This window comes from Candidatus Angelobacter sp. (genome assembly GCA_035607015.1).
In the GTDB taxonomy this organism is placed as follows: Bacteria; Verrucomicrobiota; Verrucomicrobiia; order Limisphaerales; family AV2; genus AV2.
The window spans coordinates 1-10,919 of sequence record DATNDF010000395.1 but is presented as its reverse complement, the minus strand read 5'-3'; the positions used below and the strand labels follow the sequence as shown (position 1 = coordinate 10,919).

Annotated in this window: 11 protein-coding genes; 8 read left to right on the top strand and 3 right to left on the bottom strand. The window is 61.7% G+C overall.

What is annotated here, in order from left to right:
- On the top strand, positions 1–639 hold a 639-nt coding region (locus VN887_15780; protein HXT41466.1), incomplete at its 5' end, for an ATP phosphoribosyltransferase regulatory subunit.
- 19 nt (positions 640–658) lie between these two features.
- Here VN887_15780 and mnmA read toward each other — a convergent pair.
- Positions 659–1,711, bottom strand: coding sequence for a tRNA 2-thiouridine(34) synthase MnmA (mnmA, locus tag VN887_15775; GenBank protein ID HXT41465.1), 1,053 nt, complete (start codon positions 1,709–1,711; stop codon positions 659–661).
- Between the two features lie 148 nt (positions 1,712–1,859).
- Here mnmA and xylB point away from each other — a divergent pair, with 148 nt between their 5' ends.
- The 7 genes from xylB (at position 1,860) to VN887_15740 (ending at position 9,724) form a co-directional block, all read left to right on the top strand.
- Positions 1,860–3,386, top strand: coding sequence for a xylulokinase (xylB, locus tag VN887_15770; protein HXT41464.1), 1,527 nt, complete (start codon positions 1,860–1,862; stop codon positions 3,384–3,386).
- A gap of 79 nt (positions 3,387–3,465) precedes the next feature.
- Complete coding sequence (gene raiA, locus VN887_15765) at positions 3,466–3,819, top strand: ribosome-associated translation inhibitor RaiA (GenBank protein HXT41463.1); 354 nt, start codon at positions 3,466–3,468, stop codon at positions 3,817–3,819.
- Positions 3,820–3,880: 61 nt separating this feature from the next.
- Positions 3,881–5,125 (top strand): amidohydrolase family protein, encoded by a 1,245-nt coding sequence (locus VN887_15760; GenBank protein HXT41462.1) that lies wholly within the window; start codon positions 3,881–3,883, stop codon positions 5,123–5,125.
- Positions 5,126–5,174: 49 nt separating this feature from the next.
- A complete protein-coding gene (locus VN887_15755; GenBank protein HXT41461.1) occupies positions 5,175–5,897 on the top strand; it encodes an SDR family NAD(P)-dependent oxidoreductase in 723 nt (240 codons plus the stop codon).
- Positions 5,898–5,977: 80 nt separating this feature from the next.
- Complete coding sequence (bioF, locus tag VN887_15750) at positions 5,978–7,201, top strand: 8-amino-7-oxononanoate synthase (protein HXT41460.1); 1,224 nt, start codon at positions 5,978–5,980, stop codon at positions 7,199–7,201.
- Positions 7,194–8,654 carry an adenosylmethionine--8-amino-7-oxononanoate transaminase gene (bioA, locus tag VN887_15745; protein ID HXT41459.1) on the top strand — a complete coding sequence of 487 codons (1,461 nt, stop codon included), beginning with the start codon at positions 7,194–7,196 and terminating at the stop codon, positions 8,652–8,654. The genes bioF and bioA overlap by 8 nt, the downstream gene beginning before the upstream one ends.
- Positions 8,651–9,724, top strand: a complete 1,074-nt coding sequence (locus tag VN887_15740; GenBank protein HXT41458.1) for a Gfo/Idh/MocA family oxidoreductase — start codon at positions 8,651–8,653, stop codon at positions 9,722–9,724. Before bioA ends, VN887_15740 begins: the two co-directional genes overlap by 4 nt.
- On the opposite strand, the gene VN887_15735 is transcribed toward VN887_15740, so the two are convergent.
- The gene (locus tag VN887_15735; protein HXT41457.1) at positions 9,708–9,992 is read right to left on the bottom strand and encodes a DUF3303 family protein; all 285 of its coding nucleotides are present in this window, start codon (positions 9,990–9,992) and stop codon (positions 9,708–9,710) included. The two genes, VN887_15740 and VN887_15735, sit on opposite strands and share 17 nt — an antisense overlap.
- A 98-nt stretch (positions 9,993–10,090) precedes the next feature.
- Positions 10,091–10,919 (bottom strand): cation acetate symporter (locus VN887_15730; protein ID HXT41456.1); only part of this gene is annotated, 829 nt, incomplete at its 5' end.

The following is a 10,919-nucleotide window of genomic DNA, read 5'->3' as shown; positions in this document are numbered from 1 at the left end:
AAGTTGCAAGCGCTCGGCTTCTCGCTCGACGGAGTTAAGAGATTTATCGCCGCAGCGCAGCCGACGGACGAACTCGAAGCCATTCTTAAGAACCTCGCCGCGCGCGGCCTCGCCGACTTCGTCAAGATTGACTACAATGTGATCCGCGGACTGGCCTACTACACCGGACCGGTGTTCGAAGCGTTCGACAAGAAGGGTGAATTCCGTGCCATTGCGGGCGGCGGGCGCTACGACAACCTCGTCAAACTCATCTCGGGCGGCAAAGTGGACCTGCCCGGCCTCGGTTTTGGCATGGGCGACGTGGTGCTTACGGAATTGCTCAAAGCACGCGGCCTGCTCCCGAAATTCGGCGCGCGCCTCGACGCCTTCGTGGTGATCGAAGACGATACGTTGCGCCCGGAATCGCTGATGCTGGTGCAACAACTGCGAGAGGCGGGTCTGGCCGTTGATTATCCATTGACCCCGGCGAAGTCCGACAAGCAATTCAAACGCGCGCTGGAGTTGGAAGCCTCGTTCGCGGTCTCCTTGGCGGGCGCGGATCGCGGCGCATCAGGGGTCAAGATCAGGAACCTGAAAACCCGCGAAGAAGTGTCGGGCAACGCGGACGACGCGGTAAAGATTCTTCGTGAAAACAGGTAGCGCGCGCGACTGTGCTGCGCTACTCAATGACGCCACCGCCCAGACAAATTTCTCCGTCGTAAAAAACCGCGGATTGTCCGGAGGCAATTCCTTGGTCCGCTCCGGCCAAAGTCACTTCCCAACGCCCCTCCCCGAGGCATCCGACCCGGCAATCGGCCAGTCGCGGGCCATGCCGGACCTTTGCCTGCAAATTCAGTCGTTGCGGTTCGCCGGTGATCCAGTTCACTGAACTCACGGTAAACTGTCGTCGGGCATGGTTAAGATAATGGTCGGAGTGAGAAACGTACACGCGATTTGCGGTAACGTCCTTCTTCACCACATACCACGGGCCGCCGGCCAGGCCGATGCCCTTGCGCTGGCCGATCGTATAGAACCAGAAGCCGCGATGCTCGGAGAGGGTTTTTCCGGTTTCCAATTCGACGATCTCGCCGGCGCGTTCGCCCAGGTGATGACGGACGAATTCCGGGTATCGGATCTTGCCGAGAAAGCAGATTCCCTGGCTGTCTTTTCGGTCGCGATTGGGCAGATCGAATTCGCGCGCCAGCCGCCGCACGTCGTCCTTCCGCAGATGACCGATCGGAAACCACAGTCGGCGAAGCTGACTCTGATTGAGCGTGCAAAGGAAATAGGTCTGGTCCTTGACCGAATCAGGTGAACGCTTGAGCAGGCAGGCGTCTCCTTGCTCCTCGACCTGTGCGTAATGGCCGCTGATGATCCTGTCGAAACCGGCGTCGATTTTCTCGAAGAACAGCCCGAACTTGATCCTCTGATTGCACCAGATGTCCGGGCTGGGCGTGCGTCCGGCGCGCAGTTCCGCAAGAGCCTCGGCGACGACGCGCTCCTGATACTCGGTTTGAAGCGAAATAACCTGGAGCGGGATGCCAGCCTGCTCACAGACAGCGCGGGCGTATTTGAGGTCCTCCTCCCAGGGGCAGCTTCCCAGATACGCCAGCTCGTCTTCGAGCCAGATCTTGAGGTAAAAGGCGCACACGTCCCGATGCCCCTGCTGCTTCACCAGCCGCAGAGCCACGGAACTGTCCACACCGCCCGACAATAGCACCGCAATTTTCAAGTTCGCTTTCGCAGGTCGTCGAGCGTCCTAGAGGACATTGCGCGTGTCAAGGGGTGGTCGGCGGCCGCAACACAACGGCATTCAACAGTTCTGATTGGACAGGTGAAAACCGGTTCGCCATTCTGGCCTCCGTTCATCCGGAAACTTTATGCGCACACTTCTGATCGGCGTTGATAGTGGCACACAATCCACCAAGGTCCTCGTTGTGGACGCGAAGAACGGCAGGGTTCTCGCCGCTGCGTCGCAGGCCTACGATTTGATTCCGAATCTTCCGCCCGGCGCGAAGGAGCAGCATCCACACACGTGGCGCGATGCCACCGCCAAAGCCATCAGGCAGGCGTTGAAGGCGGCAAAGGCCCGCGCCGCCGAGGTCAAAGCCATCGGCGTGAGTGGCCAGCAGCACGGTTTCGTGCCGCTGGACAGGAACGGCGAAGTCATCCGGCCCGCCAAGCTCTGGTGCGATACTTCGACCGCCGCCGAATGCGAGGAAATCATGAACCGGGTTGGCGGCTTGAAAGCGACGATCCGCGCGACGGGCAACTCGGTGCTGCCCGGCTTCACGGCCTCGAAAATTCTCTGGCTCAAAAAACGTGAGCCGGGGAATTACGCGCGCCTGGCGACCGTGTTGTTGCCTCACGACTATCTCAACTTCTGGCTCACCGGCGCGAAAGTGATGGAATACGGCGACGCCAGCGGCACGGCGCTTTTGAACGTCCGCACACGCCAGTGGTCCGGAGCGGTGCTGAACTCGATCGATCCCGGCTTGACCGCGAAACTGCCGCCGTTGATTTCGAGCGACCAGCCCGCGGGACGTTTGCAGCCGTCCACCGCGAAAGCGCTCGGGTTGAACACCGACGTACTGGTGAGCGCGGGTGGCGGCGACAACATGATGGGCGCCATCGGCACCGGCAACACCCGGCAGGGCGTCATTACGGCGAGTTTTGGCACGAGCGGGACGATCTACGCGTGCTCGGAAAAGGCGGTGATTGATCCGCAAGGTGAAATCGCCGCGTTCTGCGACTCGACCAATCGCTGGCTGCCGCTCCTTTGCACGATGAATGTCACCGTCGCGACCGAGATGGTTCGGCACGATTTCGGCATGGACGTGAAGACGTTTGATGCGACGGTCGATAAGGCCCGGCCGGGCGCGCAGGGTTTGCTCCTGTTGCCGTATCTCGAGGGCGAGCGCACGCCGAACGTTCCCGAGGGAACGGGAGTTTACTTCGGCGTCACGCCAAAAACATTCACGGCCGCCAATTTTGCGCGCGCGGCGATGGAAGGCGTGACGCTGGGCATGAACTATGGCCTTCGCCGGCTGGCGGAACTGGGCGTGAAGCCGAAGCAGATCCGGGCGACCGGTGGCGGCGCGAAGTCGCGAGTGTGGCGGCAGATTATGGCGGACGTTTTCAAAGCCGAGGTCGTGACGCTGAAGGTCAGCGAAGGCGCCGCTTATGGCGCGGCGTTGCAGGCGCTCTGGTGCTGGCGGTTGCAGCAGGGGGAAATGGTGTCCATTGACGACATCACCGATGAGTTTGTGAAATTGAACCGCGCCGAGACAGTGCAGCCGAAGGCGAAGAACGTCGCGGTTTATGGCGAATTGCAGGCGCTGCAGGACGAGATGTCGCGGGCGCTGCGGAGCGCGTTCGCCCAGCATCGGCGGTTTGTGTTGCGGTGACAACCAAAAGGGAGTTTTGCGCAAAATATACAAAGCTCTTTGACTGGATTTTCCTTTCCATTGAAACCATCATGCAGCCATGAAATTGATTCTTTCGACGCACAATCTGACCCTGACCAAAGCGATCGAGGACCACATCATCGCCCGCATCAACAAACTTGACCACCTTGACCGTTTCGCCATCGACGCGCGCGTAACACTCGAGCACGACCATCGAAAAGCGCCGGAAAGACAGTTCTGCTGCTCCATGCGGCTTGCCGTACCCGGCCCCGATCTCTTTGCCGAGGATGCCGAAAGCGATCTTTACTCCGCGATTGACCTCGTCACCAAAAAAATCGAGCAACAGATTCGCAAACGCCAGAGCAAATACAAGGCCCGCAAACACACCGAAGCTGCCCTGGTGAAACGCAAGCGCCAGGAAACGGAAGTCTGACGTCGCCGTCGCCGGCAGCGGAGCGCCAGGCTGTCCCCCTTTGCTGCAACCCGACTGATCCATGTTACTTCGCGCCCGCGTCGTGTTGCCGGTTACACGCCCGCCCGTTGACAATGGCGCGGTGTTTGTTGCCGGCAATCGCATTCAAGCCGCGGGATCGTGGAACGACCTGCGTTCTGGCACGCGTGAAAAAGTCGTTGATCTGGGCGACGTCATCCTCCTGCCCGGCCTCGTCAACGCGCACTGCCATCTCGATTACACCGATCTGGCGGAAGAAATCGCGCCGACGAAATCGTTCACCGACTGGATCAAAGTCATCACCACCGCCAAGGGCGGAAAAATTTGCGCCGACTTCGCCCGGTCGTGGGTGCGCGGCGCGCAAATGCTCCTGCGCACCGGCACCACGACGGTCGCGGACATCGAGGCTGTGCCGGAATTGCTGCCGGACGTCCGACAGGCCACGCCGCTGCGGGTCATTTCATTTCTGGAAATGACCGGCGTCAGGAGCCGCCGTGAACCGCGTCAGATTCTGGGCGAGGCCGCGAACAAAATCGAATCCCTTCCGGTGTCGCGCTGCGCCGCGGGGCTCTCGCCGCATGCGCCCTATTCAACGATCCCGGAATTGCTGCGGCTGAGCGCGCTCCTTGCGCGGGAAAAGGGCTGGGGCCTGACGGTGCACGTCTCGGAGTCGGCCGAGGAGTTCGCAATGTTCATGGAGGCCCGTGGCGAAATGTTCGACTGGCTCAAGCGCAACGGGCGCGACATGTCCGATTGCGGGCGGGGCTCGCCGGTGCAACACCTCGAACGCAACGGATGCCTTGCCGACAACCTGCTCGCCGCGCATGCGAATTACCTGGCGTCCGGCGACGCGGCATTGCTCGGCCGGCGCGGCGTGAGTGTGGCACATTGTCCGCGCAGTCACGCGTATTTCGGGCATCAAAAATTTCCCCGGGAGGAACTTTACGCCGCCGGTGTGAACCTGTGCCTTGGCACTGACAGCCTCGCCAGCGCGGCCCGGGCGCGGGGGCGGACGCCGGAGCTGAACCTGTTCGCCGAAATGTCGTCCTTCGCCGCCGTGCACCCGGACGTGCCGTCGGAACACATCGTGCAAATGGCGACGGTGAATGGCGCGCGGGCGCTGGGACTGCGCGGCCGGATCGGCGAACTTGCCGCGGATACCTGCGCGGACGTGATTGCCATTCCGTTCCGGGGACAGATATATGAAGCCTGCGATGCGGTGGTGGGCCATTGTGGCGATGTCCACGCCTCGCTGATCGACGGCGAATGGGCGATCGCGCCGGCGTAGAACCTTCCACCCGGTCTCCGTCAGACTGATGGCAGCACCATTTCATCGAATGGATTCGACCACATCCAGCGAACGAACCGTTCTTATCACGGGCGCCGCCGGCGGTCTGGGGCGGGCGCTGGTCGCGGAGTTCGCCGCGCAAGGCTGGCGTGTCGCAGCGGCGTATCACTTATCGACGAGCCAGGCCGAGGCCGGGCGGGTCTGGCCGATGCAATTCGACGTGACAAGGCGCGCGCAGGTTCAGGCCGCCGTCGAGCAATGCGTCGTCCGCTGGAGCCGGGTGGATGCCCTCATCAACAACGCCGGTGTCACGGCGGACGGCCTGGTTTCACAGATGAGCGATGACGACTGGGACCGTGTGATGGACGTAAACTTGAAAGGCGCCTTCCTTTGTTCGCAGGCGGTGCTTCCGACGATGCTCAAACAGCGCGACGGTCACATCATCAACATCGCAAGCTTCGCGGCGCGCGGTCAACGCGGCCAGGCCAATTATGCCGCGGCGAAAGCGGGTTTGATTGGTCTCACCACCTCGCTGGCCAGGGAAACCGGCTCGCGAAACATCAGGGTGAACGCGGTTTTACCCGGCGTGCTGCCAACCCCGATGACCGCCCGCATTTCTGGAGCTCGATTGAGGGAACTCGCGGCAGCAAACGCCCTCGGTCGATTGAACTCACTTGCCGAGGTCGCGCGTTTCATTGCCTTTCTCGCGACGACGCAGAACATCTCCGGGCAGTTGTTTCAGCTCGACAGCCGGATTGGACGCTGGACCTAGACGCCTGCGCGAGAACGCGGGTGACTTTTCGCGCGGCTTGGGTTTCATTGACCACGCGCGCTTCCGGAACGCGACAACAAATGAACGACTTTGAACAGGAACTGACGCAACGCCTCGCCGTCATCCGCGAGCAGGGCCTGTATCGGGAGCTGCGCCGCATCAATTCGCCACAGTTGCCGCACTGCCAGGTGGATGGCCGGACGCTGTTGAATTTCTCTTCCAACGATTATCTCGGACTCGCCAACGACCCGTTCCTGAAGGAGGCCGCGATCAAGGGGATCGAGCGCTACGGCTCGGGTTCGGGCGCGTCCCGGCTCGTCTGCGGTTCCCTCGCGCCGCACCACGAGTTGGAACAGGCCCTGGCCTCTTTCAAGGGCGCGGAGGCCGCACTCGTTTTTTCCTCGGGCTACGCCACCGCCATCGGCGTCATTGGCGCGGCACTGGACGCGCACGACGTGATCGTTTTGGACAAGCTCGTGCATGCGTGCATCGTGGATGCCGCGCGTCTGAGCGGCGCGGAACTTCGCGTTTTCGCCCACAACGACCTGGATAGCCTGAGGAAAATCCTCCGCTGGGCCGACCGGCGCAACGCGGGTTTGAGCGGCAAACGCCGCCCCCGCACGTTGATCGTCACCGAATCCGTCTTTTCCATGGATGGCGATTTCGCTCCGTTGCGCGAGGTGATTCAACTGAAGGAAAAGCACGGCGCCTGGCTGATGGTGGACGAAGCCCACGCGACGGGACTCTATGGCGAAAAACGACGGGGTCTGGCCGAGGAGTTCGGAGTGGCCGGCCAAATCGAAATCCAGATGGGAACGCTCGGCAAGGCGCTTGGCTCGGCGGGTGGATACATCTGCGGCTCGCGCACGTTGATCGACTACCTTGTCAATCGTGCGCGCAGTTTTATTTTTTCCACCGCGCCGGTCCCCGCGGCTGCCTCGGCCGCCACGGCGGCGGTCCAGTTCGTTCAGTCCGGCGAAGGACAGGCGCGGCGCAACCAGCTTTGGGCGCGGGTTGATCAGGTCAAGAACGGCCTCATCGCGGCCGGTTTTGTCCTCCCGCCCGTGCGCAGCGCCATCATTCCGCTCGTGATCGGCGACGAAACCAAAGCCGTCGAGGCGGCGGCGGCCCTCCGCGAACAGGGTATTTTCATTCCGGCGATTCGCTATCCGACAGTGGCGCGCGGTCGCGCGCGACTGCGGCTGACAGTCAGCGCCGCGCACGCCGCCGCGGATGTGAGCCAGCTGGTCGGCGCGCTGTCCGTCCTGAAGCCGTTATCTGACGTCCCGACCCCGCGTGCATAAGCTCGCCCAACTGGATCGCGCGCACGTGTGGCATCCCTTCACGCAAATGCGCGACTGGCTCAGGCGCGAACCGATCGTCATCGTCGCGGGCAAAGGGGCCGTGCTGCGTGACTTGCGCGGCCGCGAATATCTCGACGGCAATTCCTCCATCTGGACCAACCTGCACGGACACGATCACCCGGGAATCAATGCGGCAATCCGGCAGCAACTCGGCAAAATCGCGCATTCGTCGGCGCTGGGTCTGGCAAACGAACCGGCGAGCCGGTTGGCGGAACGACTCGTGCGAGTTGCGAACCCCCCGCGCCTCTTCAATCGCAAATCGCAAATAGCGAATCGGAAGTTGTCGAAGGTGTTCTTCTCAGACGACGGCTCCACTGCCGTCGAGGTCGCGCTCAAGCTGGCTTACGAATTCGCGCGCCGCTCCGGCCGCAGCAAGAGTCCGAAGTTTCTCTCGCTCTCCGGCGCGTATCACGGCGACACGGTGGGCGCGGTGAGCCTTGGTCACATCGGCTTGTTTCACAAATCCTACGCGGGTCTGCTGTTCAAGTCGGACACGGTGATGTCGCCCTGCTGCTATCGCTGTCCGTTCAATCGCGCGAAACCGGAGCGGGCCGACGCCCGCGAGTATCGCAAGTGCCACTGGGAATGTGTCGGCAAAGTGGAACGAAGATTCGCGGCTCGGAAAAAACGCGGCAACCCTTACGCCGCGATGGTGGTCGAACCGTTGATTCAAGGCGCGGCCGGGATGATTCCGCAACCGTCCGGCTGGCTGCGGCGCGTGTCGGAGGTCGTGCGCGGCAACGGCGCGCAGTTGATTGCCGACGAGGTGATGACAGGCTTCGGTCGCACCGGCGCGCCCTCAAGCGTCAGACATCAACCGCCGGCTTCGCTGTTCGGGTGTCATCACGAAGGTGTCCAACCGGATTTCCTCTGTCTGGCGAAAGGTTTGACCGGCGGTTATCTGCCGATGGCGGCGACCCTCACGACGGAGGAAGTCTTCGACGCGTTTCTTGGTGAGTACGGGGAGTTCAAAACCTTTTTTCACGGCCACAGCTACACGGCCAATCAGCTCGGCGCGGCTGCCGGCCTGGCAAGTCTTGAGATTCTTCAAACAGGCGACTCGATTCGCGCGCGCGCAAAACTGGAAGAGATATTGCGGCAGGAATTGGAATCGCTCTGGCCGTTGCCCACCGTCGGTGACGTCCGCCAGGTCGGATTGATCGTGGGTGTGGAACTGGTGCGCGACTGGCCCACGCGCGAACGATTCGATCCGCGCGAACGCGCGGGCACTCGAGTCTGCGAAGCGATGGCCAGGCGCGGCGTGCTCACCCGGCCGGTCGGCGACGTCGTGGTGCTCATGCCGCCCTACTGCACGACGCCCGCCCAGGCGCGAAAGATGGTGCGGGCGCTTGTCGAATCTGTTAACGAAGTCTTCGGAAAATCACGCTTATGAAACGATGGAAAATTGCCGGCATCAACTTCGATCACTTTCACATGGGCGACCTGCTTCGTTATGTCCAGGAGCATCCCAACGCGGAGATCGTCGGCATCAGCGACGAACAGCCGGTGCGCATGGAAGAGGTCACCCGCAAGCTGAGGATTCCCCGCGAGCGCGTGTTTACCGATTACCGCGCGTGCCTTGAGAAAACGAAACCGGACATCGTGATCCTTTGTCCGGCGTCGTCGCAACACGGCGAGTGGGTGAGGAAGGTCGCGCCTTACCGCGTGCACATCATGGTCGAGAAACCGTTCGCTGCGTCGCTCAAGGAAGCCGACGCGATGATCAAAGCGATGCCGGGAGGAAAGACACTGATGGTCAACTGGCCGCTGCAATGGGTGCGCTCGCATCGCAAGGCTTATGAACTCGTCGAGGCTGGCGTCGTTGGCGACGTGATCAACGTCTGGCATTTCGGCGGCAATCGCGGTCCCCTTTGGCATGGCGCGGACAAGGACGTAAAGACGCCGCAACAGGTCGCGAAAGAGAAACCGCATTCCTGGTTTTACAAAAAAGCGCATGGGGGCGGTTCATTGCTGGATTATCTCGGCTACGGCACGACGCTCGGAACCTGGTATCGGAACGGACGCCGCCCGATTGAGGTCACTGCCACAGTGGACCGGCCGAAAGGCCTTGAGGTCGATGAGCACAGCATCGTCGTGGCGCGGTACGCCAACGGCCTGTCAAAGTTCGAAACACGCTGGGGAACCTTCACCGACCCGTGGACCACGCAGCCGCAGCCCAAGTGCGGTTTTGTCATTGCCGGCACGGACGGCACCATCAGCAACTACGACTACGAGGACTTTGTGACCTTGCAGACACGCAAACGTCCGGTTCCCCATCGCGTTGCCGCGCCTGCCACGAAGGCTCCGAACCAGAATCCGGTTCAGTATCTCATCCGCTGTTTGGAACAGGGCAGGCCGCCCGAAGGTCCCGTATCGCTCCCGATCAGCCGCATCGGACAGGAGATTGTGGACGCCGCCGTGCGCAGCGCGCGGTTGAGGCGCACCGTCAGTCTTGCGGGATGACTTTTCCGGGAATGTACGTCTCCATGCCCGTTTCACTTGGAACAACCGGAAACAGATCGAATGCCGCTTCGGGCCAGTCAGCCGTGTAACGCAGGATGGCCCTGGCATCATCCGTCTCGAAGTGAATGATCGCGCGACCACCCTGCACGTCCAGGTAGCTTTGGACGTTGGTGAACGCCCCCGGGTAGCGATAGGAACGTCGGCGTGACGCAAGTTCTCCCATGATTTTTGGGTCGTTGGGGAACTGGGCGATGGCGATGTAGTGCATAGGAATGAAGGGCTGTTGAGCGTGAGCTTAGGCGAACCGCGCGATTCGACAAGAAGGAACTCGCGGTTTGCGTCGCCTGTCGGGCCGTCCGGGCCGGTTCAATGCCCGTGCTGATGTTCCTGAATGTATTCCTGCTTGAGTCCGAGCTTCTCCGGCGCGTGGAGCACCAGCATTTTCATCCGAATGTCGGTCGGGATTTCCTTCGCCGTCAGCTTCGAAACAATGACCATCAGCGTGATGGCCAGCGGGACGGTCCAGATGGCGGGTTGCTCGCAGAGAATGCGCAGCAACGGACGCGCTGCCCAGAAGTCGGCGAGTTTCAACCAGCCGAGGTCGTTGAAACTCGTCAGGGAGATGCCCGTGAGCGCCAGCAGTCCGCCCGCAAGCATTCCCGTCGCCGCGCCCTTCATCGTGAGCTGCCGCCACCACACAGCCATGAAAAGCAGGGGAAAGTAACTGGCCGCGGCAATGGCAAAGGCCTGCCCGACCATGAAATTGATCTGGAACGGTTCGACCTGCATTCCGAGCAGAATGGCAATGCCACCGATGATTACCGCGCAGACCTTGAACATCTTCAGCCGCTGCTCGGGAGTGGACCTCGGGCGCAACATTCGCCCATACACATCGTGCGCCAGCGCGCCGGTCATGGAGACGAGCAAACCCGAGAACGTGCTCATGAAGGCCGCGAACGCCCCCGCGCAGGTGATGCCGCTGAGCACCGAGCCAAGCGGCGCGCATTTCTCGTTCAACAGACGCGGCAATTCGAGGACGATCTTGTCCGTGCCTTTCGCGCCAATACCGTTGTAAAGCTCGGGGAACAGGTTGCGGCCCATCACGCCGAACACGGGCGGGAAGACGTAGAAGATGCCGATGAGAATCATCACCCACATGGTGGTGCGTTTGGCGGCGAGGCCGTCGGGGTTGGTG

Excerpts from the sequence above, each read along its gene's own strand:
- xylB (HXT41464.1), top strand. The coding sequence starts at position 1,860 with ATGCGCACACTTCTGATCGGCGTTGATAGTGGCACACAATCCACCAAG.
- raiA (HXT41463.1), top strand. The coding sequence starts at position 3,466 with ATGAAATTGATTCTTTCGACGCACAATCTGACCCTGACCAAAGCGATC.
- VN887_15760 (HXT41462.1), top strand. The coding sequence starts at position 3,881 with ATGTTACTTCGCGCCCGCGTCGTGTTGCCGGTTACACGCCCGCCCGTT.
- VN887_15755 (HXT41461.1), top strand. The coding sequence starts at position 5,175 with ATGGATTCGACCACATCCAGCGAACGAACCGTTCTTATCACGGGCGCC.
- bioF (HXT41460.1), top strand. The coding sequence starts at position 5,978 with ATGAACGACTTTGAACAGGAACTGACGCAACGCCTCGCCGTCATCCGC.
- VN887_15740 (HXT41458.1), top strand. The coding sequence starts at position 8,651 with ATGAAACGATGGAAAATTGCCGGCATCAACTTCGATCACTTTCACATG.
- VN887_15735 (HXT41457.1), bottom strand. The coding sequence starts at position 9,992 with ATGCACTACATCGCCATCGCCCAGTTCCCCAACGACCCAAAAATCATG.